The organism is Amycolatopsis sp. NBC_00348, assembly GCF_036114655.1.
Lineage (GTDB): Bacteria > Actinomycetota > Actinomycetes > Mycobacteriales > Pseudonocardiaceae > Amycolatopsis.
Genome location: NZ_CP107994.1, coordinates 9,888,035 through 9,912,573, shown reverse-complemented (window position 1 = coordinate 9,912,573; position 24,539 = coordinate 9,888,035). Strand labels below are relative to the sequence as shown.

The 24,539-nt window shown below is 71.4% G+C and carries 26 protein-coding genes; 13 read left to right on the top strand and 13 right to left on the bottom strand.

What is annotated here, in order from left to right; genetic code table 11:
- Positions 1-6: 6 nt before the first annotated feature.
- Complete coding sequence (locus OHS58_RS44855; RefSeq protein ID WP_328646314.1) at positions 7-1,017, bottom strand: hypothetical protein; 1,011 nt, start codon at positions 1,015-1,017, stop codon at positions 7-9.
- Between the two features lie 29 nt (positions 1,018-1,046).
- Positions 1,047-1,601, bottom strand: a complete 555-nt coding sequence (locus OHS58_RS44850; protein ID WP_328646313.1) for an RNA polymerase sigma factor — start codon at positions 1,599-1,601, stop codon at positions 1,047-1,049.
- Here OHS58_RS44850 and OHS58_RS44845 point away from each other — a divergent pair.
- From OHS58_RS44845 to OHS58_RS44805, 9 genes are all read left to right on the top strand, one after another.
- Positions 1,600-3,225 carry an FAD-binding protein gene (locus OHS58_RS44845; protein WP_328646312.1) on the top strand — a complete coding sequence of 542 codons (1,626 nt, stop codon included), beginning with the start codon at positions 1,600-1,602 and terminating at the stop codon, positions 3,223-3,225. The genes OHS58_RS44850 and OHS58_RS44845 overlap by 2 nt on opposite strands.
- A gap of 126 nt (positions 3,226-3,351) precedes the next feature.
- Entirely contained in the window at positions 3,352-3,975 is a 624-nt protein-coding gene (locus OHS58_RS44840) for a thermostable hemolysin (RefSeq protein ID WP_326955605.1), read from the top strand.
- Complete coding sequence (locus OHS58_RS44835) at positions 3,975-5,558, top strand: AMP-binding protein (RefSeq protein WP_328646311.1); 1,584 nt, start codon at positions 3,975-3,977, stop codon at positions 5,556-5,558. Before OHS58_RS44840 ends, OHS58_RS44835 begins: the two co-directional genes overlap by 1 nt.
- A 2-nt stretch (positions 5,559-5,560) precedes the next feature.
- The gene (locus tag OHS58_RS44830) at positions 5,561-6,502 is read left to right on the top strand and encodes a TauD/TfdA family dioxygenase (protein WP_326946634.1); all 942 of its coding nucleotides are present in this window, start codon (positions 5,561-5,563) and stop codon (positions 6,500-6,502) included.
- 11 nt (positions 6,503-6,513) lie between these two features.
- Entirely contained in the window at positions 6,514-7,257 is a 744-nt protein-coding gene (locus OHS58_RS44825) for a class I SAM-dependent methyltransferase (protein ID WP_326946633.1), read from the top strand.
- Positions 7,258-7,267: 10 nt separating this feature from the next.
- Positions 7,268-8,341 carry a hypothetical protein gene (locus OHS58_RS44820; RefSeq protein ID WP_326946632.1) on the top strand — a complete coding sequence of 358 codons (1,074 nt, stop codon included), beginning with the start codon at positions 7,268-7,270 and terminating at the stop codon, positions 8,339-8,341.
- A gap of 39 nt (positions 8,342-8,380) precedes the next feature.
- Complete coding sequence (locus OHS58_RS44815; protein ID WP_328646310.1) at positions 8,381-9,583, top strand: MFS transporter; 1,203 nt, start codon at positions 8,381-8,383, stop codon at positions 9,581-9,583.
- 167 nt (positions 9,584-9,750) lie between these two features.
- Positions 9,751-11,178 (top strand): M1 family metallopeptidase, encoded by a 1,428-nt coding sequence (locus OHS58_RS44810; protein WP_328646309.1) that lies wholly within the window; start codon positions 9,751-9,753, stop codon positions 11,176-11,178.
- A 5-nt stretch (positions 11,179-11,183) separates the two neighbouring features.
- A complete protein-coding gene (locus OHS58_RS44805) occupies positions 11,184-12,269 on the top strand; it encodes an RNA polymerase subunit sigma-70 (protein ID WP_328646308.1) in 1,086 nt (361 codons plus the stop codon).
- Here the strand turns inward: OHS58_RS44805 and OHS58_RS44800 are convergent.
- The 4 genes from OHS58_RS44800 to OHS58_RS44785 form a co-directional block, all read right to left on the bottom strand.
- On the bottom strand, positions 12,175-12,720 hold the full coding sequence (locus tag OHS58_RS44800) for a dihydrofolate reductase family protein (RefSeq protein WP_328649963.1): 546 nt from the start codon (positions 12,718-12,720) through the stop codon (positions 12,175-12,177). The genes OHS58_RS44805 and OHS58_RS44800 overlap by 95 nt on opposite strands.
- A 101-nt stretch (positions 12,721-12,821) precedes the next feature.
- Positions 12,822-13,646: a DUF72 domain-containing protein gene (locus tag OHS58_RS44795; protein WP_328649962.1), complete on the bottom strand. Its 825-nt coding sequence runs from the start codon at positions 13,644-13,646 to the stop codon at positions 12,822-12,824.
- Between the two features lie 113 nt (positions 13,647-13,759).
- A complete protein-coding gene (locus OHS58_RS44790; RefSeq protein WP_328646307.1) occupies positions 13,760-14,230 on the bottom strand; it encodes an RICIN domain-containing protein in 471 nt (156 codons plus the stop codon).
- 142 nt (positions 14,231-14,372) lie between these two features.
- Complete coding sequence (locus tag OHS58_RS44785) at positions 14,373-15,212, bottom strand: SDR family oxidoreductase (RefSeq protein WP_328646306.1); 840 nt, start codon at positions 15,210-15,212, stop codon at positions 14,373-14,375.
- Between the two features lie 91 nt (positions 15,213-15,303).
- Here OHS58_RS44785 and OHS58_RS44780 point away from each other — a divergent pair, with 91 nt between their 5' ends.
- Positions 15,304-15,675, top strand: a complete 372-nt coding sequence (locus OHS58_RS44780) for a winged helix-turn-helix transcriptional regulator (RefSeq protein ID WP_326946626.1) — start codon at positions 15,304-15,306, stop codon at positions 15,673-15,675.
- Between the two features lie 24 nt (positions 15,676-15,699).
- On the opposite strand, the gene OHS58_RS44775 is transcribed toward OHS58_RS44780, so the two are convergent.
- From OHS58_RS44775 to OHS58_RS44755, 5 genes are all read right to left on the bottom strand, one after another.
- Positions 15,700-16,143, bottom strand: a complete 444-nt coding sequence (locus tag OHS58_RS44775) for a hypothetical protein (protein ID WP_326955613.1) — start codon at positions 16,141-16,143, stop codon at positions 15,700-15,702.
- Between the two features lie 54 nt (positions 16,144-16,197).
- On the bottom strand, positions 16,198-17,259 hold the full coding sequence (locus tag OHS58_RS44770; protein ID WP_328646305.1) for a hypothetical protein: 1,062 nt from the start codon (positions 17,257-17,259) through the stop codon (positions 16,198-16,200).
- A 62-nt stretch (positions 17,260-17,321) separates the two neighbouring features.
- Entirely contained in the window at positions 17,322-18,569 is a 1,248-nt protein-coding gene (locus tag OHS58_RS44765; protein ID WP_328646304.1) for an RNA polymerase sigma factor, read from the bottom strand.
- Positions 18,566-18,889, bottom strand: a complete 324-nt coding sequence (locus OHS58_RS44760; protein WP_326946623.1) for a YciI family protein — start codon at positions 18,887-18,889, stop codon at positions 18,566-18,568. The genes OHS58_RS44765 and OHS58_RS44760 overlap by 4 nt, the downstream gene beginning before the upstream one ends.
- 44 nt (positions 18,890-18,933) lie before the next feature.
- On the bottom strand, positions 18,934-19,554 hold the full coding sequence (locus OHS58_RS44755) for a dihydrofolate reductase family protein (protein WP_328646303.1): 621 nt from the start codon (positions 19,552-19,554) through the stop codon (positions 18,934-18,936).
- A gap of 324 nt (positions 19,555-19,878) precedes the next feature.
- Here OHS58_RS44755 and OHS58_RS44750 point away from each other — a divergent pair, with 324 nt between their 5' ends.
- Positions 19,879-21,369, top strand: a complete 1,491-nt coding sequence (locus tag OHS58_RS44750) for a right-handed parallel beta-helix repeat-containing protein (protein WP_328646302.1) — start codon at positions 19,879-19,881, stop codon at positions 21,367-21,369.
- 25 nt (positions 21,370-21,394) lie between these two features.
- Here OHS58_RS44750 and OHS58_RS44745 read toward each other — a convergent pair whose 3' ends face one another.
- A complete protein-coding gene (locus OHS58_RS44745) occupies positions 21,395-22,021 on the bottom strand; it encodes a TetR/AcrR family transcriptional regulator (RefSeq protein ID WP_328646301.1) in 627 nt (208 codons plus the stop codon).
- A 25-nt stretch (positions 22,022-22,046) separates the two neighbouring features.
- On the bottom strand, positions 22,047-22,520 hold the full coding sequence (locus OHS58_RS44740; protein WP_328646300.1) for a nuclear transport factor 2 family protein: 474 nt from the start codon (positions 22,518-22,520) through the stop codon (positions 22,047-22,049).
- 111 nt (positions 22,521-22,631) lie between these two features.
- On the opposite strand from OHS58_RS44740, the gene OHS58_RS44735 reads away from it, so the two are divergent.
- Both OHS58_RS44735 and OHS58_RS44730 read left to right on the top strand, forming a co-directional pair.
- Positions 22,632-23,411, top strand: coding sequence for a VanZ family protein (locus OHS58_RS44735; protein ID WP_328646299.1), 780 nt, complete (start codon positions 22,632-22,634; stop codon positions 23,409-23,411).
- Between the two features lie 6 nt (positions 23,412-23,417).
- On the top strand, positions 23,418-24,512 hold the full coding sequence (locus OHS58_RS44730) for a sensor histidine kinase (RefSeq protein WP_328646298.1): 1,095 nt from the start codon (positions 23,418-23,420) through the stop codon (positions 24,510-24,512).
- The last annotated feature ends 27 nt before the right edge of the window (positions 24,513-24,539 follow it).

Here is a 24,539-nt window from a genome sequence, read left to right as displayed (position 1 = left end):
CGAGGATCAGATCTTGCCCGCGGCGACGTCGGCGAGGGTGACGCGGAAGGACTTGTAGTTCACCACGTAGTGCTTGGACGATTCCGCCGAGGTGACCTCCTCACGGATCGGCAGGCCGTTGTCGGCGTTGATGATGAGGACGTCCGCACTGCCGCCCAGGATGGCGGGGGGCGCGGTGAGGGTCAGTGCGGCCTGGCCGTCGACTTCGGTCTTGCCGACGATCATGTCCGGGATGGTCGCGTACAGCTTCAGCACGCCCGCGCGGACCTCCGCATCGGCGGCGTTGGCGAACAGCGCGTGCTGGGTGTTGCTCCACAGGTGGTTGTTGATGAGGTTTTCCAGCTCCTGGCCCGTCGGACGCGGCCGGGGAGCGGGAACCGGCTTGCCGATCTTGCGGAGCACCTCCGCGGTCTCCGCTTGGGCGGCCGCCCAGGCCTTGTCGGCCTCGGCGGGGCTCAGGCCGATTCCCAGAGCGTTGCCGGCCGCGGTGATCATCGCGATCCTGGCCTTGTCCACGTCGCCGTTCGCGGCGAGACGGGCCGCCGCCATCACCTTCCCGTCGTACGGCGTAGCCGGCTCGGCGTCGCCCTTGGCGACCGCGTCCGCCAGGGTCTTCGCCGAGTCGCCCGTGAACTGCCGGCCCTTGTCGGTGTAGAGGGTGTAGTAGAGGTCCGGCTTGTTGTCCAGCCCGAACTTCGTGTTGATGATCAGCGACGCGTCTCCTGGCCGCGTGCCGGCCGCCTGGACCGCGGAGGCCAGCTTCACCAGCGGCGCCTCGACCGCCTGCGGGGCGGCGCCGGACGGGCCGGCCGGGACGCTGCCGGCTGACGTACCCATCACCACGGCCGCCGCGACGGCTGCCGCGCCCACGGCGGCGACGCCGACCTTGGGCCAGGAGAACCAGTGCTTCGGTCGCACGACCGTGGCCACGGGTTCCTCCATCGCCGTCCGCAGTGCCGAGCGGGCGCGGTCATAGGCCTCGGGACCGGGGGACGGCACGTCACGCAGATTCTTCATGAGATCCATTTCATCCATGAGTTTGTCTTTCACGTTGTCGGGACTTGCAGCAGCGCGATCACTTCGGGGGCTTCACGCAACGCCTTGCGCGCCTGGTGCAACAGGCGGCGGGCCGTGCCGGCCGGGATGTCGAGCACCCGCCCGGTCTCGGCGACGGTCAGGTCCTCCCAGGCGACCAGGCCCAGCACTTCCCGCTCTTCCGGTTTGAGCCGAGCCAGTGCCCTGCTCAGCAGGGCCTGCGTGTCCACGCGGGCATCCACCGCCGGCCAGGGATCCCAGCCACTCGCCACGCCGGTCAGGTCCGACGCCGGCTCCTCGGCCGGTGCGGACCGCCAGTGCCGGCGCAGCCTGTTCAGCGCGACGCCGTACAACCAGGGCCTGGCCTCGGGATACGAACGGTCGTAGTTCGCACGGGACTCGTAAGCCGCCACCCACACATCGCCGAGCACGTCCTCGGCGGCCTGCCGCCCCACTCTGCGCGCCAGATAGTTCCCGAGCGCGGTCTCGTGCCGGCTGATCACTTCCACGAAGGCATCGGTGTCCCCGCGCAGCGACCTGCCGATCAGTTCCGCGTCTGACGACATGAAGCTCCTCGGGTTTCGCTTCGCCCTGACACCCCGTCTTTGCCAACGCGCGCCCAAAGCGTTCAGGTCAGGTCACCCCACTGGGGCACAGCGAGCGAGTCCCGAGGCGGAGTCCAGCGGGTCACGCCCGCCTCAGCGCCGACTCCGGCACCGACGGCGCGGTGTCCGGTGCTGGTCACGTCGGGGGTTCCGCATCGGCTGTGGGCGGCCTACCTGTCAAACCCATTGTCCAGAACGTGCAGAATGCACTACTGCGCCGGCGGCTGTTCAGACAGGATCAGGGGAAGTCGAAATCGTCGGAGGATGCCTGATGACCGCACCGCACGCTGGTCGTGGAACGCCGCCCGATGATGACTTCGGGCACCTGGTCAGCCGACGTCCCGCTCTTGTGGAGCAGCCGGGTGGACCTGACGAGCTGGCCGCGCTCATCGTCGGCTCTGCCGCTCTCGGGCGGACGGTCGTCGCTCGGGGCGAGGGGCACTCGACCTTCGGGCAGGCGCAGTCCGCGGGAGGCGTGCTGGCGGACCTGCGGTCGTTGGCCGGGGTTCCCGAGGTTGGCGCGGATCGGGTTAGCGTGTTGGCCGGTACTCGCTGGTCGGCCCTTCTCGAGGCGACGCTCGCGGCCGGCCTGACGCCGCCCGTGCTTCCCAACTACCTCGAACTTTCGGTCGGTGGCACGCTCGTGGCGGGCGGCTTCGGCGGGACGGCTCACCAGCACGGCCCGCTGACCGACTCGGTGCTGGAGCTCGACGTCGTCACCGGTGACGGCCAGGTGCACACCTGCCACCGCGGCGACGAGCTGTTCGTCGCGACCCTCGGTGGCCTGGGGTTGTCCGGCGTGATCACGCGCGTGGTGCTGCGGCTGGTGCCGGCGCCCGAGCGCGTCCGGCGGCACCTGGTGCCGGTGCCGGACGCCGCGACCCTCATCGCGGCGCAGCGGGACCTGATCGGGAGCACGCAGTGGCCCTACGTCGAAGGCATGGTGCAGGCCCGCGCGGAGGGCAGCGGGTTCCTGCTCGACGTCGCCGCCTTCTACGACGCGGCCACGCCGCCTGACGACGCGAAAGCGCTGGGCGAGCTGGGCTTCGACCCGGCGGACGCGACCACGACGGACCTGACCTACTCGGAGTTCCTGCACCGCATGGCGGCCGGCGAGGCGACGTTCCGGGCTTCGGGAGACTGGTTCCACCCGCACCCGGGGCTCAACCTGCTGCTGCCCGACGAGGTGGCGGCCGAGTTCGTCGCCGAGGTCGCCGCCGAGCTGACCCCGGACCACATCGGGCCGAGCGGGGTCGTCCTGCTCTACCCCGTCAAGACCACCGACGCGCCGCTGCCGCGGATGCCGCGGGGTGCGACGGCGTTCTTCTTCGCCCTGCTCCGGACCGCGCCGCCGGACCCGGTCGCCGCGGAAGCGCTCGTCACCGCCAACGAAAAGCTGTACCACCGCGCCCGGTCGCTCGGCGCCGTGCAGTACCCCGTCGGCTCCGTCCCGATGCGCCCGGCCGACTGGATCGTCCACTTCGGACAGGCCTGGCCACTGGTGGAGTCGGCGAAGCAGCGCTACGACCCGGGCAACGTCCTCGGCAGCGGCCAGGGTGTCTTCACCGGCGAAGAAGCGGAGTGACCACAACGGGGCGTCGCTGACGTGAAGTGACCGCAATCCAGGAGCAGCCTGCTCCCGCGCCGTCGTGTGACCCTTACGGGCATGGCGGTTTCCCCCAGTATTGCGCGCGCTCCCGTGGTGGATCCGGTGCGCCGGCCGGTCGGTCCCGTCGTCGTGCGCGACCTGCGCGACGGCGTGGTGCCCGACGCCTGCGTCGTGTGGCCGGACGATCCGTACTACGACGTCTGCGTCGACACGGCCAAGGCCAAGTACCTGGCCGTGTACGGCGCCGTCATCGACCCGCACCCCGACTTCTTCGTCGCGGCTCGTGACGTCGTCCGTCCCTCGGCCGAACCCCTCGGCGTCGCCGGGATCACCTCGGCCGGCGGCCGGACGCTGCTTTCCGAGCAGTACCTCGACTGTCCGGCGCAGGACGCCTGCGCGCGGCTCAGCGCCGAAGTCCCGCCACGCGAACGCGTGTGCGAGCTCGGCCCGCTCGTGTCGAACGCGCGCGGGTGCGGGCTGTTCCTGATGCGCACCGTGCCCGAGATCGTGCGCTCGCTCGGCTTCGACTACCTCGTCGCCACGCTGACCGAACAGCTGCACGGTGTCGCCCACCGCGCCGGCTGGCGGTTCACCACGCTCGCGAACGCCTGCCCCTCGGACCTGCACGACACGGACCGAGAGCGCTGGGGCACCTACTACTCGACCCGGCCCCGCACCGGGATCCTGCTGTGCGCGTCGCACGGCACCGCGAAAGGAGCAGCTTGATGCGCTGGTTGAGGCAGGTCGACCTGGACGCCGCGGACGCGGTGGCGGTCGAGGAGCTCGCCGCCGACGGCACGGTCACGACCTACACCTACGGTGCGGTCTTCGGGGCGGCCGTCCGGCTGGCGGAGGCGCTCGACCTCCGCGCCCGCGGCCGGGGTGACGACGACAGCACCGTCGGCATCCTCACCGGCAACGGTGTCGCGGCCGTGATCGCCGACATCGCCTGCCAGCTCACGACGGTCAGTTCGGTCCCGATCCCGCTCGCGTTCGCCCGCGAGCAGGCGCGCCACCTGCTGCGCACGGCGATCACCGTGCTGGTCGACGAGCAGGGGACGCGGCAGCTGGAAGCGTGGGGCGGGGCCGCGGATCTGCTGCCGCAGAAGTGCGAGATCGTCCCGGTGGCCGCCGAGGCCGATGCCACGGCACTGGCGGACGCCTGCGAGCGCATCGCCCTGGCGGAAACGTTTTCCGAGGAGACGATCTGCAAGATCGTGCACACGTCGGGGACGACGTCGACGCCCAAGGGCGTCATGCTCCGCCGCGGCGCGGTCGACGACCTGCTCGATTCGGTCCGCTCCCGCGTCGGCGTCGAGGCCTGGCAACGCTACGTCTCGGTGGTGCCGATGAGCTTGCTCGTCGAGCAGGTCTTCGCCGTGTACCTGACCTTCCTGGCCGGCGGCACGGTGGTGTTCCTGCCCGAGGACGTCAAGCCGCTCGGCACGGCGGGATCCGATGTGGAGCGGGTCCGCGAGCTGCTCCCGCGCGTCCGCCCGACCGTCTCGCTGGTGCCACCGTCCCTGGTGGAGTCCCTGGCCCAGAAGGTGGACCGCACCGGGGAAGCCGGTACACGCGCGCTTTCCCTTTCGTTGTACGGCCGGGAAGACCCGATGCTGCTCTTCAGCGGCGGCGCGCCGGTCTCCGACACGGTCCTGCGGGCGATGTGGGATCGCGGGCTGCCCGTGTACGTCGCCTACGGCCTCAGCGAAAACGGTTCCGTCGCCACGCTGAACGCACCCGGCCAGGTGAAGCTGGGCACGGTCGGCCGGCCGCTGAACCACTGCCAGGCCCGGGTCGGCGAGTCGGGCGAGCTGCTCATCAAGAGCACGTCCCAGCTGTCGGGCTACCTCGGTTCGAGCGACCCGAGCGCCCTGCCGCTGGACGACGACGGGTGGCTGCACACCGGCGACATCGCGCTGCTCGACAACGACGGGTACGTGACGATCACCGGCCGCCTGAAGAACGTCATCATCACCTCGAACGGCCGCAACGTCAGCCCGGAATGGGTGGAGGCGCAGTACAAGAGCCGGCCGGCCATCGAGTCGGCGGTCGTGTTCGGGGACAACCTCGAACGCCTGGTCGCGGTGTTCGTGCTCGCACCCGGCGCGGCGCCCGGGGAAGCGCTTTCGCAGGTCCGGCAGGTGAACGCGGAGATCCTCTCCGAGATCGAGCAGGTCGCCAAAGCCGCCTTCGTCACCGGCGACGAGCTGTTCCACGCCGAGTTCTTCACCGTCACGGGACGTCCCCGCCGGACGGACATCTGGACCGCGGTGCAGGGGCACCGCTTCAACATGGTGGAGGTGTGAGCATGTCCGAGTTCGCCGAGTTCACCTTGGCCGACCACATCGACGGCCACGGCCTCGTGGTCGAGAGCGGCGCCCGCGACCCGTTGACCGCGGTCGACGGCGTCGAGCTGCTGACCGCGCTGTCCGAGCACGGCTACGCGGTCCTGCGCGGCTTCGACACCGCGCCGGAGTCGTTCTCCGGGCTCGTCGAACGGGTCTCCTCGCGGATCACCCTGGACCCGGCGCGCCGGTTCGCCGGCGGCAGCGTGGCCCAGAAGATCGAGGCCGGGCTGGTGCCGCAGGGCCTGCACGTCGAAAACGGGGCCACGCCGTGGGTGCCCGACCTGGTCTGGTTCTACTGCGAGCGGCCGGCGAAGATCGGTTCGCAGACCACGATCTGCGACGGCGCCCGCACCTGGGACCGGCTGTCGCCGCGGACCCAGGAGCGGTTCCTGGAACAGCGGATCTCGTTCGCCCGGCCGATGCCGGCGGACAAGTGGAAGAACCTGGTGTTCCGCCTGCTCGACGGCGCGAAGACCGCCGAACAGATCACGTTCGACGACCTGCTCGCGGTCACCGACGACGACGTCGACGTCAAGTACCTGCTCCGAGCGGACGGCTCGGTGCACTACACGTACTTCACCCACGCCGCCCACACCACGATGTTCGGTCAGGGCCCCGTCTTCGCCAACAGCATCCTCACCCCGTCGGTCAACTACGAGCCGCCGGTGATCGAGTTCGAGGACGGCACCCCGCTCGACGCCATGCTCATGCGCGAGATCATCGAAGCGACCGCGCTGGAGACCGACGAGATCGACTGGTACGCCGGCGATGTCGCGATCGTCGACAACAGCCGGGTGATGCACGGCCGGCGCAAGATCCGCGACGAGAACCGTTCGCTGTTCAACGCGCAGAGCTACGTCAAGCCCGAACTCCTCGCCGAGGCCCGGTCCCGGCTCTCCTGATCGGAGGCGCGATGGAAACCCAGTACGACGCGATCGGCCAGTCCTACGAGCGGCTGAAGAAGCAGATGCCGCTGGCCCGTTTCCCCGAGGGCGCGACCTTCCACCGGCTGGCCACCCGGCCCGCGGGCGCGGCGGCGGCCGAGGTCCTCGACCTCGCCTGCGGCACCGGCTGGTACAGCCGCGCGCTGGCCCACGGCGGCGCGCGGGCCGTGCACGGCGTCGACATCTCCCAGGAGATGGTCGCCTCGGCCCGGCGCACCGAGGACGCGGAACCGCGCGGGATCGAGTTCAGCGTCGGGGACGCGCGCTCGGCCGGCGTGCTCGGCGAGTTCGACGTCGTCACCGCCGTGTGGCTGCTGTGCTACGCCGAGACGCAGGCCGACCTGACGGCCATGGCCGCCACGGCGTACTCAAACCTCCGCGACGGGGGCGAGTACGTCGGGATCGAGATGAACCCGGCCTTCGACTGGAGCCGCGAGCCGGCGACGAAGTACGGCCTCACCCACCGGGTGCTGGAGGAGTTCGACGACGGCAAGCGGCTGGAGGTCACCGCGCACGTCGAGCCGGAGATCTCGTTCAAGGCCGTCTTCTGGTCGGCGAGCCCGATCGTGCGCGCGTTCCTCGACGCCGGCTTCCGGTCCGTGGAGTTCACCGCACCCGACCTCCCGGAAGCGGCGGTCGCCGAGTTCGGCGCCGGCTTCTGGGCGGAGTTCCTGGCCAACCCGACGATTCTGGGCCTGCGCGCCCGGAAGTGAGGAGGTCACCGTGCCCGCCGGACTCGAACCATTGCTGGAGTCGCTCGGCCGCGCACAGCGGAAGGGCTTCGAGTACAAGGGGTTCGTCGCCAACCACGCGCCGATGGGCGCCGAGGTGTTGTCCACAATGGACGTCGGCGAGGAGCTCGTCGGCTGGACCGACACGTACCTGACCTGGGTGGACGATCCCGAACCCGCGAAGCAGCGGATCGACGGCGATCCGGTTTCCCTCGCCTGCGCGCTCGGCGACATCGAGCGGTCGACGGACTGGATCGAGTTCTTCACCCGCGAACTGGCCGAAGCGCACTGGCGCGACGTCGTCGACGCGTGGTGGCCGCGGCTGCTGCGCGGCATCTCCGCGGCCGGCACCCACGGGTTCCTGCGCACCGCCCACGCGGTCCGCGCGATGAACGAGCACGGCAGCGAACACCCGTTGCTGCTCGACGAGATCGCGCACGGCCTCGGCTACTGGGCGGCGCGCTACCAGGAGCTGCCGGGTGTCTACGCGCAGGCCCGGCCGCTGCGCACGGCCCCGGGCGCGCTCGAAACGATCCCGTGGCTCCCGGCGACGGCCAAGTCCCGGCGTGAGGGCATCCCGGGCCGGCTCGACCTGCTGCGGGACGACCGCGAGTTCGCCGCCGGCGTGGAAAGCTTCCGCCCGACGGTGTCGTGGCCGGACCAGATCGGCCGGTTGACGCAGATCGGCGCCCGCGCGTTCGCCGCGCACCACAACACGCCGATCCCGTTCGTCCACCTGGTGACCGCGCCGTCGGCGTTGCGGATGCTGAGCAAGGACCTGACCGCCGAGGCCCTGGAGTCGACGGCCTGGCACCTGTGGCAGTTCTTCGCCGGGATCTTCGCCGGGTTCGGTGCGCTGACGCCGGAACCGGCGGCGGTGCCGGTGGAACCGGCGCCGTCGATCGACGCGCTCCGCACGGCCGCCGTCGAGCACGGCGACGAGCACGTCATCAAGTTCACCGACGCCTGTCTCACGGAGTTCACCATTTCCGGTGACGACATCTTCCTGCGTGCGGCATCTCTCGCGCCGGCTCGCTTCGGTGCGCTGCACTGTAAACCACGCTGATCGGCGCCGGCCGGTGCCGAGCCACGGAAAGAGGTCGGGATGCCGAGCGAACGGACCGCGCCGACGAGGTCGCTCGTCCTGGTGATGGCGATCGCGACCGGGGTGACGGTCGCGAGCCTCTACTACGTGCAGCCGCTGCTGCCGATCGTGGAGGCGGAGTTCCACGTCGGCTCGACGGCGGCCGGGCTGACCGTCTCCCTGTCCCAGCTGGGTTTCGCGGTCGGCCTGGCCGCGGTCGTCCCGCTCGCGGACGTGCTGGCCCGCCGCAAGCTGGCGGTGGGACTGCTGGCCCTGCTCGCCGCGGCGATGGTCGTGGCGGCGAGCAGCCCGTCGGTCGCGGTGCTCATCGGGGCGTCCGTGCTGATCGGGCTGGGCGTCACCGCGGCTCAGGTGATCGTGCCGTTCGCGGCGTCCATGGCCGACGACGCCTCACGCGGCCGCGTGGTCGGCACGGTGATGACGGGCATGCTCGTCGGCACCCTGCTGGCTCGCACGGTGGCCGGCCTGCTGGCCGACGCGGCCGGCTGGCGCATCGTCTACTGGGGCGGCGCCGTGCTGGTGACGCTCGTCGCGTGCGTCCTCGCCCGCCGCCTGCCGGCCGACGGCCCGCGCGAGCGCCTGAGCTACCCGGCGCTGCTGGTGTCGATCTACCGCGTGTTCCGCGCGGAACCGGTGCTGCGCAACCGGATGGCGATGGGTGCGGTCGGTTTCGCGACGTTCAGCCTGTTCTGGGCGACGATGGCGTTCATGCTCGCGGACGCGCCCCACCACTTCGACGCGAGCACGATCGGGCTCTTCGGCCTGGCCGGAGCGGCGGGCGCGCTCGCCGCGAACTTCGCGGGCCGCTTCTCCGACCGTGACCTGGGGCGCCGCCCGGGGGTGGCGTTCGCGGGGTGTGTGCTGCTCTCGTTCGGCCTGCTGGTGCTGGGCCGCCAGTCGGTGGTCCTGCTGGTGCTCGGGATCGTGGTGCTGGACGTCGGGGTGCAAGGCCTGCAGGTGACCAACCAGGCGACGATCTACCGCCTGGCCGCGGGCCGCAACGGCCGCATCACGGCGAACTACATGATCGCCTACTTCGTCGGCGGCGCGGCGGGCTCCGGCCTCGGCAACGCGGCGTACGTCGTGGCGGGCTGGACGGGCGTGTGCGCGGCGGGAGCGTTCCTGGGCGCGGTGCTGCTGGGCCTGGCCGCCCGCGCTCGCCTGCCGCGACCGGCGCCGGCGGACCGGGTACCCGCGCGCTGAGCACCGATCGGGGCGCTACCCGGCGGCGGTGGATCACACCGGGAGTCCTTTGTAGGCACAACCGGCCAGGAACCGCCCGAACCGGACTCCGAGGCCGCCACGGCAGGGTTGATCCGCGTGTCGGATCGGACCTACTCTTCAGCGTCGATGACTGCCGAGGAGGACCGATGCGAGGCATCAACCGTAGCCGTGGCCACCTGGTGATCATCTCCTGCGCGCTGACCGCCGGCCTGCTGGCCGCGACGGGCCCGGCGGCGGAGGCGGCGCCCGCACAAGCGCCGCGGTACTCCCCCGGTGCGCCGGGCGCCGGGGACCCGTACTTCCCCGACATGGGCAACGGCGGCTACGACGTCGGCCACTACGACATCCGGCTGGCGTTCAGCCCCGCCACCCAGGCGATCGACGCGACCACGACGATCTTCGCCACGGCCACCCAGGACCTCTCCCGCTTCGACCTGGACTTCCAGGGACCGCTGAAGATCAGCAGGCTCTCGGTGAACGGCCGGAACGCCGCCTTCACCCGCAGCGGCGCCCAGGAGCTGGTGATCACCCCGCCGTACGGCCTGCGGAAGGGCAGCGCGTTCGTCGTCTCGGTGAGCTACGCCGGTGTCCCGCGGAAGATCGACGACCCCGCGCTGGGCCTGTCCGGCTGGGTCGCCACGAAGGACGGCGCGGTCGCGCTCAACCAGCCGATCGGCGCGGCGACCTACTACCCGGTGAACGACACCACCGACGACAAAGCGACCTACACGCAGACCATCACCGTGCCCACCGGGCTCACCGTGCTGGCCAACGGCGAACCCGGGCCCACCACCACCCGCGACCACCAGACGACCTTCCGCTGGTCCATGAACCGGCCGATGTCCAGCGAGCTGAGCATGCTCGCGATCGGCGACTACGACGTCACCCGCGGCGTGGCGGCCGGCGGCCTGCCGAACATCACCGCGATCGGCAAGTCGATCGACACCAAGCCCGGTCAGGGCAAGGTGTTCAACCAGACCACGGCGCAGGTCATCCAGTGGGAATCCTCGATGTACGGGCAGTACCCGTTCGACTCGACCGGCGGCATCCTCGCCGACGTCGGCGTCGACTACGCCCTCGAGACGCAGAGCCGCCCGGTCTACGACCAGAGCACCAGCGACGTCGACGGCGACCTGCTCGCCCACGAGCTCGGCCACCAGTGGTTCGGCGACAGCCTCACCCCGGTGCACTGGTCGGACATCTGGCTCAACGAAGGCTTCGCGACCTACTCGGAGTGGCTCTACCAGGAGAAGTTCGACAAGGTTCCCGTGCAGCAGACCTTCGCGAAGGCCTACGCCGACGAGAAGGACTGGAGCGGCGAAGTCGCCGACCCGGGGCGTGACCACATCTTCGACGACCTGGTCTACAACCGCGGCGCGATGGCCCTGCAGGCGCTGCGCATGAAGATCGGCGACCGCGCCTTCTTCAAGGTGCTCACGCAGTGGCCGACGGCCCACCGGTACGGCAACGTCTCGACGCGGCAGTTCATCCAGTTCGTCGAGCGGCTGACCGGCCGCGACCTCGGCTCGTTCTTCCACACCTGGCTCTACCAGCCGGGCAAGCCGGCGCTCTGACGACCATGACCGACGCCGGGCCGCCGGACGCCGACGAGGCCACGTTCATCGCGGCGGTCCGCTCCGGCGACACGGCGCGGTTCGCGGTCGTCACCGAACGCCACCGGCGTGAGCTGCAGGTGCACTGCTACCGGATGCTCGCGAACTACGAGGACGCCCAGGACATGACGCAGGAGACGTTCCTGCGGGCGTGGCACAAGCGGGAGACGTTCAAGGGCCACGCGGCGCCGCGGACCTGGCTGTACCGGATCGCGACGAACGTCTGCCTCGACTTCCTGGACAAGCGCACGCTCGTGGCGTCGGAGCTGCCGGACCCCGGCTCCGAGGTGCCGTACCTGCAGCCCTACCCCGACCGGATGCTCCCCGCGGACCCGCAGGAATCGGTGGTGGCGCGGGAGACGATCGAGCTGGCGTTCATCGTCGCCGTCCAGCACCTGCCACCGCGGCAGCGGGCGGTGCTCATCCTGCGCGACGTCCTCGGCTGGCCGGCGTCGACGGCCGCCGACGCCCTCGAGCTGACCGTCGCGTCGGTGACCAGCGCGCTGCAACGGGCGCGCGTGACCATGCGCGAGCAGCTGCCCGGCCGCCGCCTCGACTGGCGGAACCCCGCCACCCACGAGCTGTCGGACGACGAGCGCGGCGTGGTGAAGGCCTACATCGACGCCCACGAGCGCGACGACGTCGACGCGCTGACGGCCCTGCTGCGCGACGACCTGCGCTTCGCGATGCTGCCGGATCCGGGCACCGTGACCGTGGGGGCCGGGGACGCGGTGGACGGCTGGGTCGCCGGTGGGCTCTTCCTTCCCGGCCACGACTGGCGCTGCGTCGCCACGACGGTCAACCGCATGCCCGCCGCCGTGCTGTACCGCCGCACCCCCGACGACCCGGAGTACCGGTTGCTGAACATCGCGGTCCTGCACATCGTCGACGGGAAGATCGCCGAGCTCACCGGCTTCGACGTCACCGGCAAGCCCTGGCTGGGCCTGCCCCCGACCCTCAGCGCCTCGTCTCGTACCGGGTCAGCACCACGCCGCCGGGGAACGTCCGCGTCTCCACGAGGTTCAGGTTCACCCAGCTGTCCAGCGCCGTGAACAACGGCGTGCCGCCGCCCACCAGGACCGGGTGGGTGACGATCTCGTAGGCGTCGACCAGCCCGGCCCGCACGGCCGCCCCGGCCAGCGTCGCCCCGCCGACCCGCATCGGGCCGCCGTCCCCGGCCTTGAGCCGGGTGATCTCGGCGACGGCGTCGCCGGTGACCAGGCGGGTGTTCCAGCCGACCTCGTCGATCGTCGAGGAGAACACCACCTTCGGCGTGTCCCGCCAGTTCCGCGCGAACTCGGCCTGCGCCGGGGTGACGCCGGGCTGCTGGTCGCCGGTCGGCCAGTGGGAGCTCATCGCTTCCCACAGCCCGCGCCCGTACAGCGACAGCGTGCCCGCCAGCTCCTGGTCGAGCCACCACTGGAACATCTCGTCGCTCGGCGGCCCGCTCCAGCCGAGGTCGTCGCCGGGCGCGGCGACGTAGCCGTCCACCGTCACGTTCATGCCGAAGATCAGTTTCCGGGTCAAGCCAGCCTCCTGTGAGTCGATCTCACACGTATAGACGGGCGCGGCGCGAGAATCTAATCGGTGCGCGGCGACGTCCCTCAGAACAGGGTCGCGGGCTCGATCGGCTCCGGCTCGGGCAGTGGTTCGAGGGTGGGCACCAGTGCTCGGACGTCGTCGTGGAAGTGGCGGGCCAGTGCCGGTGCGTCGTTGTTGTCGGGGGTGTGCAGGAAGACCGTCGGTGACCGGCCTTCGCGCAGCCAGCCGGCGACCACCTCGGCCCACGACCGCCAACCTTCGACCGTCTCCTCGACCGAGTCGCGGCCCAGGTAGCGGACCACCGGCTGGTCGGTCAGGGCGCGCGTCCGCCGTGGCAGCCGCGGCTTCTTCGTCCAGGCTTCCTGCTCGGCCTCGCTGGTCGGCGGGGTCCCGAAGAAGACCGTCGTGTCGAACGGCACCCACTCGGCGTCCGCGGCGGCCAGCGCCCCCTCCAACAGCGACGTCGAGGCGGCGTCGGTGAAGAACCCGGGGTGGCGCACCTCCACCGCGCGCCGGCGGTCGGCGGGGAGCCGGCGCAGGAAGCGGACCAGGGCGTCGACGTCCGCGGGGCCGAACGAGCCCGGCAGCTGGGTCCACAGGACCACCCGGTCGCCGAGGGGTTCGATCGCGTCCAGGAACGCCCGCATCTCGGCCTCGACGCCGGCGAACCGGCGCTCGTGCGTGACGACCTTGGGCAGCTTGAGCACGAACCGGAAGCCGGGATCGGTCTGCTCCGCCCACGTCGCGACGGTGTTGCGGGCGGGCGTCGCGTAGAAGGTCGTGTTGCCTTCGACCGCGTTGCACCAGCCGGCGTAGGCCCGCAGGCGCTCGCCGGCCGGCAGCGCCTGCGGGACGAACCGGCCGGGCCACGCCTTGTGGGTCCACATCGCGCAGCCGACATGTAGACGTGCCACTCCGTCCGCTCCCCTCGCTCGTGCGGGAAACCACTGCCCGGGCAGCAGTTTTCCACTCACGGCAACGGGAGCGGCCGGCGGCTGCGTCAGTTCCACCTCTGGTCTACGTGGTAGTGGCAGTCCCACAGCACCAGCCGGGTCCCGTTCGCGGTGCTGCCGTTGTCGGCCAGGCCGACGCACTTGCCGGAGGGCGTGTTCTTCAACGCCCACCCGCCGGCCGGCACGTCGACCCAGCTCCACTGCTGGTCGGGATTTCCGTGGCAGTCCCACAAAACCAGCTCGGTCCCGTTCGCCGTGCTGCCGTTGTTCGCCAGGCCGACGCACTTGCCGGACGGCGTGCTGCGCAACAACGGGTTACCGCCCCAGAACCAGTACTGGTCGGGGTTGAGGTGGCAGTCCCACAGGACCAGCCGCGTCCCGTTGGCGGCGCTGCCGTTGTCGGCCAGGCCGACGCACTTGGCGGGCGACACGGCCAAGCTGTGGATGGGGCGGCTGTCGGTGGCGCTCGCCGGGAGGGTGACACCGGCCGTCAACGCCAGCGCCCCGGCAAGCGCCATTATCACTCGGCTGAATCCGCGCATGGTGAGACCTTTCGCCGTTCCTGGTGGACAGGGCTTCGCACCGGAAAGCATCACCGGATCGGCCGGTGTGGCAGCCCGTCCAAGGGGCAGCACAAAGGGCGGCACCACGGGCGGGAACTCAGCGGAACGCGGCGACGTTGCGCGCGGCCCAGCCGGCGAACGGGCGCGGGGCGCGACCGAGGACCCGCTGGACGTCCGGGCTGACGCGCAGCTCGTCCGGGTTCGGGGCACCGAGGATGTCCAGCGTGTCGTCGGCGAGCTCCGCCGGCATGCTCCGGGCCATCCCGGCCTTCGCCTCCGCCCGGGTCAGCTCGTGGAACCGCACCGGTGAGCCCAACGCGGTGGCGATGGCGTCCGCCTGCCCCCGCGGTGTGATCACCTCCGGGCCGGTCAGCGCGTACACGCCGCCGGTGTGCCGGTCGTCCAGCAGGCAGGCCGCCGCGACCTCGGCGATGTCCGCGGGGTCGATGATCGGCACCCCGACGTCACCGAAGGGCGCGGCGACGACCCGTCGCTCGCGGACGGACTCGGCCCACCACAAGGCGTTCGAGGCGAACCCGCCCGGCCGCAGCACAGTCCAGTCCACATCGGACTCCCGCAGCACGTCCTCCACCGCGCGCAACGCGATCCGCGTCGCGCCGAACGGCCTGGTCGCCACGCCCAGCGAGGAGAGCAGGACGATCCGCCGGACCCCACCGGCCACGGCCTGGTGGATGACGTCGGCAGGGCTCGCTCCGGTGGCGTGCAGGTCGCCGGACAGCAGCAGGAACAACGCCTTCGCCCCGGCCAGCGCGGGCTCGAGGCCGGCCGGCTCGGCCAGGTCGGCCACCACGTGCCGGCCACCGGCCGGCGCCGGCGCCGCGTGCCGCGACACCGCCGTCACCTGCTCGCCCGCCTCGCTCAGCGCCCGCGTCAGCGGCTTGCCCACGTTCCCGGTGGCTCCGGTCACCACGATCATCTTCAGCTCCTCGGTTCGACGTCTTCTACGGCCGAACGCTAGGAGCCGGGCTAACTTTTGGTAAGGACATACCTGGAGGTAAGCTCCGGACATGACCGGAGGCGCGCAGCTCACCCCCGCCGAGGCGGGCAAGCGGTATGAGGTGTTTCACACCGACTGCCTGGCGCGTGACGTGGTCGACCACGTCACCAGCAGGTGGGGCATCTGGGTGCTGATCTGCTTGCGCAGCAACGACCTTCGGTTCTACGAGCTGCGCGAGAGCATCCAGGGCATCAGCGAGAAGATGCTTTCCCAGACCCTGCGCACCCTGGTCCAGGACGGCCTGGTCTGGCGGAAGGTCGAGCCGACGACGCCACCGCAGGTCACCTACGGGCTGAGCGAGTTCGGCCGGTACGCCAGCGAGCCGCTGACCGAGCTGTTCGACCGGATCACCGAGCGGCTGGCACCGCGCGGCACGGACTAGCGTCGACGGGAAAGGGACTCCCGGTCAGCGACGGCGGCCGGTGGCCAGGATGACGAGGAACTGACCGCCGCCCGGCTCGATGTTCGCCGTCACCGGCAGGTCCGGCACCAGCCGGGAAAACCGGTCCACGAGCCAGTCCGCCGCTTCCTGGGCGTCCTGTTTCGTCGGGCAGCGGCCCACCATCTCGCGGCCGCCCTTGCGCTCCAGCCGCCCCGCCACGGTGATCAGCGGCGCGGGCTCGGCCACGTGCAAGCGATCCGGCCAGGCGATGACCACCTTGACCGCGCCCTTGCGGGTGTTGCACCCGCGGTGCGCGAGCCGCTCGGCGATCTTGGCCTTGCGGTCGGCGGTCCGGCTGTCGACGCTGGGTCCCCGCGGGTCGTTCACCGACATGTCGGGGTCGACCGGCTCGTCGCACACCCAGCACCGCCAGCCGTCGCGCTCGGCCACGTCATCGAGGAGACTCATCCTGGCAAACTAGCCTGCGCGGCCACCGTCGTGCGCACCGCACTCGGGTGCGGCTCAGCCGATCCGGAAGCTGCCCGCGCAGGGGTAGCCCGGCACGCCGGCCGTCGCCGGCTTGGCCGGCTGCGGGTAGCCCAGCAACCACAGCTGCCCGGTCATCGCCACGTTCGCGGCCAGTGAGGTGTCGGCGAACAGGCGGAACCGCGTCTGCCGGCCGTCCGGGTGCAGCGCCCAGCCGGTCAGCTTGGCCACGCCGCGGACGCGCGGCGCGAACGGCGTGTCGAGCGCGACCCGCAGCTCCACCCAGACGTCCTCGGTGATCGGCCGGCGGATCCGCAGGACACCGGCGACCATCAGCAACCCCAGCAGCACCAGCACCGCGCTGCCGCCGGCGATGCCGCCCAGCGCGGCCGGGCCGGTGATGCCGTCGGGGTCGAACCGCACGGTCGCCACGGCGACGAAACCCGCCGCGCCCAGCACCAGGAACGTGCTCGCGGAGACGACCGTCCGCCGGATCCTGGCCGCCCGGTGCGCGGCCAGCACCGGATCGTGCCGCGGCGGCATCGGGTGGCGTGAGACGGGCTCCACGGGCGTCGCCCCGGATGTCGCGGTGTCTTCGATCCGCCCGGCCCGCAACCACATCGCGCCCGGCAGGCGGACGAACACCCGCCGGCCGCCGCCGAGCACCCACAGCCGTCGCTCGCCGGCCAGCTGCACCCGCGCCCCGCCGGGCAGCCGGGACCGCAGCCACCGCCCGTCCGGCAGCCGCACGAACACCCGCGATCCCTTCGCGAGCAACCCGTCCGGGGCGACGTCGAGCCGGTGGTAGGGCTCCCCGAACAGGCGCCGGACCCGCTGGTAGACGCTCAGGACGTAGCTCCACAGCGCCAGCGAGCCGCCGAAGACGGCGAAGTAGTAGTACGGCAGGGCGCTCCCCGGCCGTTCGAGCAGCGCGAGCAGGACGCCGAAGAGCAGGAGCGCGCCGCTGAGCCCCATGCGGACGGTGGTCGCGTTCGTCAGCTGCCGGACGTACCCGGGGAACAGCGGTTCGGCCCCCGACGGCACGAAGGGCACAGGCTCGTGGACGCGGACCCGGCCGACGTCGGAAGCGATGTCCATGGCTCGTCGTCCCCCGTCGGTCCGTGTGCTCGGCCGCGGCAGCGTACCGGGCCGGATCCGGGCTATCCCAGCTGGTCGCGGCGGCGGGTCAGGTAGGCGGTCTCGGCGGTGTTGCCCGCCAGCCCGATGGCCCTGTCGTACGCCTCGCGCGCCGGCCCGCCGCGGCCCAGCCGGCGCAGCAGGTCGGCGCGGGTCACGTGGAAGGCGTGGTAGCCGGCCAGCTTGTCCGCCAGGCGGTCGACGGCCGCGAGAGCCACCTCCGGGCCGTCCAGCTCGGCGACGGCGATGGCCCGGTTGAGGGCGACGATCGGCGACGGATCGAGCCGGACGAGCCGGTCGTAGAGGGCCAGGACCTGCGACCAGTCGGTGTCGCGCATGTCGCGGGCGGAGGTGTGCACGGCGTTGATCGCGGCGAGGATCTGGTAGCGACCCGGAGCCACCCCGGCGGCGGCCGCGGCGAGGCGTTCGCGCACCAGCCCGTGCCCCTCGGCGATCAGCACCGCGTCCCAGGCCCCGCGGTCCTGCTCGGCGAGCGCGACCAGCTCGCCGCTCGCCGAGACGCGGGCAGGGCGGCGGGCCTCGGTGAGCAGCATCAGCGCCAGCAGGCCGGCCACCTCGCCGTCGGCCGGCAGGAGCGCGCGGATCAGCCGGGCGAGCCGGATCGCCTCGGCCGTCAGGTCGTGCCGCACCGGATCGGTGTCCGGGCCGGTGGCCAGGTAGCCCTCGTTGAAGACGAGGAACAGGACGGCGAGCACGCCGGAGACGCGGGCCGGGAGGTCCTCGGCCGCGGGCACCCGGTAGGGGATGCGGGCCGCTTTGATCTTGGCCTTCGCGCGGGTGATCCGCTGCCCCATGGTGGTCTCGGCCACCAGGAAGGCGCGGGCGATCTCCGGCATGGTCAGGCCGCCGACCATCCGCAGCGTCAGCGCCATCCGGGTCTCCATCGCCAGCGCCGGGTGGCAGCAGGTGAAGATCAGCCGGAGCCGGTCGTCGTCGATGGCACCGAGAGGCTCGGGTGAGGCGTCGTCGGACATCATCTGTACCTCCTTCTGGGCCTCCTTGTGCTTGTCGTCGCGCTTGTTCTCGCGCCGGATCCGGTCGATGGCCTTGCGCTGGGCGGTGGTGGTCAGCCAGGCGCCGGGGTTGGGCGGCACGCCGTCGGCCGGCCACCGCTCGACGGCGGTCGCGAACGCCTCGGCCGCGGCCTCCTCGGCGACGTCGAGGTCACCGAAACGCCTGGTCAGCGCGGCGACCACCCGGGCCCACTCCGCGTGGTGCACCCGGGTGATCGCCTCCTCGACGTCGCTCATCGGAACGGCCGCACCTCGATCTTGCGGTCACACGCCTTCGACGCCTCCGTGGCGAGCTTGAGCGCCACGTCCAGGTCGGGGGCCTCCCACACCCAGACGCCGGCGAGGTACTCCTTCGACTCCACGAACGGGCCGTCGCTGAACACCGCCTGCTCGCCGCGGCTGTCGACGACGGTGGCCGTGTCGGTGTCCGCGAGCCCGCCCGCGAAGACCCAGTAGCCCTCGGCGATCAGGCGTTCGTTGAACGCGCTGATGGCGGGCTGCCGATCCGTGCGGCCGGGATCGTCCTTGTCGTCGATGACGGAAACCAGGTACTGCATCCGAAGCTCCTCTCCTGCGGGGTCGAGACAGTGTGGTCCGGCGGTCAGGCCTTCGAGCCGGTGGCGTACCGCGGGCGCCCGGCCGGCCGCAGGACCTGGATCGTCACGCCGTTCGAGTCCACTCGCGACTCGACCACTTCGAGCGCGAGGTCCGGACCGGTCTCCGGGAACAACCGCGTGCCCTGGCCGACGACCACGGGCACGACGATCAGCGTCAGCTCGTCGACCAGGTCGTGCGCCAGCAGCCACCGGACCAGGGTGCCGCTGCCGTGCACCTGCAGGTCGTCGCCCGGCTTGGCCTTCAGCTCGCGGACGGCCGCCTCCAGGTCACCGTCGAGCACGGTCGTGTCCGCCCAGCCCGGCGCGGTGAGCGTGGCCGAGGCGACGTACTTGGGGGCCTCGCTCAACGCCACGCCGACGGGGTGGGCGCGCATCCCGTCGACCGCTCCCCAGGAGCCGGCGAACAGCTCGTAGGTCCGGCGGCCGAACAGGAACGCCCCGGCGCGCTGGTAGGTCCGCGTGATGAACGCCCGGGTCTCGTCGTCACCCGCGCCCAGGGCCCACCCGCCGCGCTCGAACCCGTTGCGGCGGTCCTCGTCCGACGCACCGCCGTTGCCCTGCACCACGCCGTCGAGGGTGATCTGGGTGATGGTCGTCAGCTTCATGGTGGTGGTTCCTCACCTCGGCGCCGCCCCTCGTGGGCGGCCTCACCCCTGCCACGAACACCACCGGCCCGATCCGACAACCCCGCCAGGATTTCTTCGGGGAAGTTCCCGGACGCGCGCCGCCACCGCATTTTTCCCCACACGGGAGTCCGGCAACCCGCCCACCGAGGAAATTCCGGGCGATTACCCCGGCATTTCACCTGCCCTTGCCTAATGGACGTGAATTGATCACGCCGAATTCCGTCACTACGTACACTCGAAAGCGGCGAAGTCAACACGGGTGGTCTATGCTCATTTCCGGGCACACTCCGTAGATTCGTCCGCATGTCCCGCATCGGTCCCGTTTTAGCTGCCGCAGTACTGGCCGTCCTGTTGATTCCCCCCACCGCCGCCACCGCGGCGAAGTCGCCGACGCCGGGGCCGGTGTGCGACCACCAGCCGGTCGCCAACACCACCGCGCCCGCCGGGGCCGTGGTAATCGACCCCGCCGTTTCCGCCGACCTGTACCACAAAACGCAGGATTCGCCGGCCGGCACCACTTTCTGGCTCGCGCCGGGAACGCACACGCTCGCGTCGGATCCGTTCGGCCAGGTCATCCCGAAAGACGGGGACGTCTACCTCGGCGCGCCCGGCGCGGTGCTCGACGGGCAGCGGATCAACCTGGCCGCGTTCACCCAGCAGGCCAAGGACGTCGTCATCCGCGGCCTGACCGTGCAGAACTTCGTCCCGCCGCAGGACCAGGGCGTCGTCAACCACGATTCCGGGGAACACTGGACCATCGAAAACTCCACGCTGCAGAACAACGCCGGCGCCGGGTTGATGGCCGGCGCGCGGCAAGTGGTGCGGCACAGTTGCCTGCGGAACAACGGGCAGTACGGCATGAACGCCTACCGCTCGGACAACACGATCACCGGACTAGTCGTCGAAGGCAATGAAATCGCCGGGAACAACACCGACGACTGGGAAACCCGCGTTCCCGGCTGCGGGTGCAGCGGCGGGATCAAGTTCTGGTCCGTCAACCGGGCCGACATCCGCGGAAACTGGGTCCACGACAACCACGGCGCCGGCCTGTGGGCCGACACCAACAACAACGACTTCCTCATCGAACACAACCTCATCGAGGGCAACGAGGCCGAAGGCCTGTTCTACGAGATCAGCTACAACCTCGTCTTCCGCGACAACACCCTGCGGCGCAACGCCCTCGTTTCCGGCAAGTACAAAGCCGATCGCGGCGACAACTTCCCGGTGGCCAGCGTGTACATCTCGGAGTCGGGCGGCGACCGCCGGGTGCCGGCCCGGACCCACCTGATCGACATCTACGACAACACCTTCGAGGACAACTGGTCCGGGATCACCGCGTGGGAGAACGCCGACCGGTTCTGCAACAGCCCCGCCAACACCTCCAGCAACACCTGCACCAAGCTGGTCCCCGACCGGACGTCGTGCGCGGCCCCGGCGATCGCCACCCGGCCGCTCTACGACGACTGCCGGTGGAAGACGCAGCTGGTCGAGGTGCACGACAACACGTTCCGGATCGACCCCGCCCACATCGGCTGCACCAGCGCGCTGTGCGGCCGGATGGCGCTGCTGGCCAACTACGGCACCTACCCGGACTGGTCGCCCTACCGCGGCACCGTCGTGCAGGACGCGATCACGCACGACCAGGGCAACTACTGGTTCAGCAACGCCTACTACGGCCCGTGGAGCTTCGTCGCCGGCGACACCTCGCGCACGCTCACCGCGCAGCAGTGGCAGTCGACGCCGTGGGACCAGGACGACTGCGCCTCCTTCGACGGCGTGGCCGGCCCCTGCTGAGCGGGACGGCGGCTGACGGGGCCCGTCAGCCGCCGTCGCCCTGATCCGGGCGGCGGGCCAGCGACGCGAGGATGATCTCCCGCGCCGCGCGGTCGGTGGCCGCGAAGGCGGCCGGGTCCCGGCCGATGCGTTCGGCGCCCGAGCGCATGACCCCGGACAGCAGCTCCACCGCCAGCTGGACGTCACCGACGTCGCGGAACTCCCCACGCTCGATGCCGGCCCGGACGACGTTCTCCACCGCGACGACGATCGCGTGGAACGGGCTGTCCGGGCCCTTCGGCGTCCCGGCGAACGGCAGGCCGGCGCCCGGCCGGAACATCAGCTGCACGACCTGGTCGGTGAACGCGTCCAGGACGGCGACGACGATCTCGCGCAGCCGCTGCGCGGCCGGGTCCGCGGACCGCGCGGCGATCGCGGCCACCCGCTCGACCGCCGGCTGGGCCAGCCGCTGCGTCAGCGCCAGGACCAGCGCGCTCTTGTCGCTGGCGTAGTTGTAGAGGGTGTTGCGCGCGAGCCCCGCCCGGGCCGCGATGTGGCCCATGGTGATCGAGTCGTAGTCGCGTTCGAGCAGCAGCTGCCGCGTCGCCGCGGCGAGCTCGGCCCACACCACCTCGTGGTGCTCCTCGATGCTGGCTCCGCGGATCCGTGGCATCGGATCATCTTCCCATCGCCGCGCGTCAGCTCGCCTGCGCCGCGGCCAGTGCGACGCTCGACAGGTGCGGGTTGTCCTGGTGCGCCGAGGTGAGCTTGACGCGATCGAGGCGCCAGCCGGCCGCCGTCCGGACCGCCTCGTTGTCGTAGAAGCCGACCACCAGCCAGTGGTTCGGTCCCCCACCGGCTAGCTCGTCCGAGACCCAGTGGTCGGCCCGGACGTGCGCGTGGATCTTCGCCCGGTCGCCGTCGACGTCGACGACGTGGCCGGTGATGGCGTGGTGCGTCGCCGTGTAGAAGGCGAAGGCACCGCGGAGGTTCTCGACGTAGTCGGCGAGCGGCACGGTCATCGGCGGGATGTCGGCGACCGACCCGAAGTCGAGCGTCACCGGATCGGTGAAGACGCGGCCGGGCAGCTCGGTGAACTCCTTCAGGTCCGCGATGTCGGCGTAGTGGCCGAGCAGCTCGACGAGTTCGGCACGATCGCTGAGCGCGTTCATGGGGATCCCTCTCCGGTCGGTGCGGCGTCGCCTTGATGCGACAACCTGTCGTAAAGATTACGACAGGTTGTCGCGAAAAGCCAGCAGCCCGAGCTCGCGTAGGAGCTCGGCATGGCCAAGAACGCCCTCAGCGGCCTCGTGGACCGGATGGAGCGCCGCGGGCCCATGCAGCAGACCCGCTCGCAGGACCGGCGCGCGATCACGCTCAGCACCATCGATCTCGCGAAGGAGATCGTCGAGGTGCTCTACGCGGATGTTTCCGAGCGCATGCCCGGCCTCGATCGCCGAGACGCGCTAGCAGCCCGGGCCTATCGCGGGCGTATCGGAATCCGCGTACCCCCTCGCAACGGGCCCGCGGCTTCAGTGGGCGCGTGGACCACACCGAACGGAGGCCGTGTGCTCGACGGGTGGCACGGCTGGACCGGGACGTTCACGGGCGTCGCCGTCATCACGGTGGCCGCACTACCCCTGGCCGCGCTGGCCGTGTGGGTGTCGGCCCGCCGCCGGGCGTGGCGGCCGGCGCTGGCCGAGGTCGCCATCGGGTACGGGACGGTGCCGTGGGTGTGGCTGATCATGCTGCCGGGCAGTCACGCCGGCACCGTGCCCGGGCGGGTGAGCCTGGTGCCGCCGCGCGACCTGCTCACGATGCCGGTGGGCCAGATCGCCGGCAACCTGCTCGTGTTCGCGGCGCTGGGGTTCTTCGTCCCGGTGCGGTTCGCGACGTCGGTGCCGCGGGTCCTGGCGCTCGCGGCGGGGCTGTCGATCCTGCTCGAGACCGCGCAGTACGTCCTGCGGCTGGACCGGGTGTCCTCTGTGGACGATGTGCTGCTCAACGCGGCCGGCGCGGGCCTGGCCGCGTTGGCGTCACGGCGCTGGTGGGCGGCCCGCTGAGTGCGCGTGCCGGCTAGGCGTCCGGGACCGAGCGCCCGCCTGAAGCTCACCCTCAGCTACGCCGGGCTCCTCCTGCTCACCGGCGCCGTCCTGCTGGTCGTGGTGTGGGTGTTCCTGCTGCGCTACGTCCCCGACAACGACCGGGGCCTGCTCGGCGTCGCCCCCAACCGCTACCTCCTGGTGCGCGTCTTCTTCCCCGCCGCGGCCACCGCGATGGGCGTCCTGGTCGTGGTCGGGCTCGTCGGCGGGTGGGTGCTCGCCGGCCGGATGCTCGCGCCGCTCACCCGGATCGCGGACGCGGCGCGGCTGGCCTCGCGGGGCTCGCTCTCGCACCGGATCCGCCTGGAGGGCCGCAAAGACGAGTTCCGCGACCTCGCCGACGTCGTCGACGTCATGCTCGGGCAGCTCGAAGCCCACGTCGCCGAGCAGCGGCGGTTCGCCGCCAACGCCTCGCACGAGCTGCGCACCCCGCTGGCGATCTCGAAGACGCTCCTCGACGTCGCCCGCACCGACCCCACCCGGGACCGGAGCGAGCTCGTCGAACGCCTCCACGCCGTCAACGCGCGGGCGATCGACCTCACCGAGGCCCTCCTGCTGCTCAGCCGCGGCGAGCGCGGGAGCTTCACCCGCGAGGCCGTCGACCTCTCGCTCATCGCCGAAGAAGCCGCCGAGACGCTGCTTCCGCTCGCCGAACAGCGCGGGATCACGCTCGACGTCACCGGCGAGCCGACCCGGAGCGTCGGCTCCGCAGAGCTGTTGCTGCGGATGCTGACGAACCTCGTGCAGAACGCCATCGTCCACAACCTCCCCGACGGCGGCGCCGTGACGGTCCGCACCGAGGCGAGGCGCTACGCGAGTGTGCTGCGGGTCGAGAACACGGGCCGGGTGCTGCCCGCGGACCTGGTGCCGACGCTCACCGAGCCGTTCCAGCGCGGCACCCAGCGCACCCGCACCGACGAGCACGCGGGCGTCGGCCTCGGGCTGGCGATCGTGCACAGCATCGTCCGGGCCCACGACGGGCACCTGGAGCTGACCCCCCGCGCGGACGGCGGCCTGCTGGTCACGGTCCGCCTCCCCGAGACCGGCCGGGGACGCGGCTGACGCAGCCGTGTCAGGGCGGTGTCAGGT

What these genes read in the sequence shown, in the direction of transcription:
- OHS58_RS44855 (WP_328646314.1), bottom strand. Translation starts at nt 1,017, where the DNA reads ATGAAGAATCTGCGTGACGTGCCGTCCCCCGGTCCCGAGGCCTATGAC.
- OHS58_RS44845 (WP_328646312.1), top strand. Translation starts at nt 1,600, where the DNA reads ATGAAGCTCCTCGGGTTTCGCTTCGCCCTGACACCCCGTCTTTGCCAA.
- OHS58_RS44850 (WP_328646313.1), bottom strand. Translation starts at nt 1,601, where the DNA reads ATGTCGTCAGACGCGGAACTGATCGGCAGGTCGCTGCGCGGGGACACC.
- OHS58_RS44835 (WP_328646311.1), top strand. Translation starts at nt 3,975, where the DNA reads ATGCGCTGGTTGAGGCAGGTCGACCTGGACGCCGCGGACGCGGTGGCG.
- OHS58_RS44830 (WP_326946634.1), top strand. Translation starts at nt 5,561, where the DNA reads ATGTCCGAGTTCGCCGAGTTCACCTTGGCCGACCACATCGACGGCCAC.
- OHS58_RS44825 (WP_326946633.1), top strand. Translation starts at nt 6,514, where the DNA reads ATGGAAACCCAGTACGACGCGATCGGCCAGTCCTACGAGCGGCTGAAG.
- OHS58_RS44815 (WP_328646310.1), top strand. Translation starts at nt 8,381, where the DNA reads ATGCCGAGCGAACGGACCGCGCCGACGAGGTCGCTCGTCCTGGTGATG.
- OHS58_RS44810 (WP_328646309.1), top strand. Translation starts at nt 9,751, where the DNA reads ATGCGAGGCATCAACCGTAGCCGTGGCCACCTGGTGATCATCTCCTGC.
- OHS58_RS44805 (WP_328646308.1), top strand. Translation starts at nt 11,184, where the DNA reads ATGACCGACGCCGGGCCGCCGGACGCCGACGAGGCCACGTTCATCGCG.
- OHS58_RS44800 (WP_328649963.1), bottom strand. Translation starts at nt 12,720, where the DNA reads ATGAACGTGACGGTGGACGGCTACGTCGCCGCGCCCGGCGACGACCTC.
- OHS58_RS44795 (WP_328649962.1), bottom strand. Translation starts at nt 13,646, where the DNA reads ATGTGGACCCACAAGGCGTGGCCCGGCCGGTTCGTCCCGCAGGCGCTG.
- OHS58_RS44790 (WP_328646307.1), bottom strand. Translation starts at nt 14,230, where the DNA reads ATGGCGCTTGCCGGGGCGCTGGCGTTGACGGCCGGTGTCACCCTCCCG.
- OHS58_RS44785 (WP_328646306.1), bottom strand. Translation starts at nt 15,212, where the DNA reads ATGATCGTGGTGACCGGAGCCACCGGGAACGTGGGCAAGCCGCTGACG.
- OHS58_RS44780 (WP_326946626.1), top strand. Translation starts at nt 15,304, where the DNA reads ATGACCGGAGGCGCGCAGCTCACCCCCGCCGAGGCGGGCAAGCGGTAT.
- OHS58_RS44775 (WP_326955613.1), bottom strand. Translation starts at nt 16,143, where the DNA reads ATGAGTCTCCTCGATGACGTGGCCGAGCGCGACGGCTGGCGGTGCTGG.
- OHS58_RS44770 (WP_328646305.1), bottom strand. Translation starts at nt 17,259, where the DNA reads ATGGACATCGCTTCCGACGTCGGCCGGGTCCGCGTCCACGAGCCTGTG.
- OHS58_RS44765 (WP_328646304.1), bottom strand. Translation starts at nt 18,569, where the DNA reads ATGAGCGACGTCGAGGAGGCGATCACCCGGGTGCACCACGCGGAGTGG.
- OHS58_RS44760 (WP_326946623.1), bottom strand. Translation starts at nt 18,889, where the DNA reads ATGCAGTACCTGGTTTCCGTCATCGACGACAAGGACGATCCCGGCCGC.
- OHS58_RS44755 (WP_328646303.1), bottom strand. Translation starts at nt 19,554, where the DNA reads ATGAAGCTGACGACCATCACCCAGATCACCCTCGACGGCGTGGTGCAG.
- OHS58_RS44750 (WP_328646302.1), top strand. Translation starts at nt 19,879, where the DNA reads ATGTCCCGCATCGGTCCCGTTTTAGCTGCCGCAGTACTGGCCGTCCTG.
- OHS58_RS44745 (WP_328646301.1), bottom strand. Translation starts at nt 22,021, where the DNA reads ATGCCACGGATCCGCGGAGCCAGCATCGAGGAGCACCACGAGGTGGTG.
- OHS58_RS44740 (WP_328646300.1), bottom strand. Translation starts at nt 22,520, where the DNA reads ATGAACGCGCTCAGCGATCGTGCCGAACTCGTCGAGCTGCTCGGCCAC.
- OHS58_RS44735 (WP_328646299.1), top strand. Translation starts at nt 22,632, where the DNA reads ATGGCCAAGAACGCCCTCAGCGGCCTCGTGGACCGGATGGAGCGCCGC.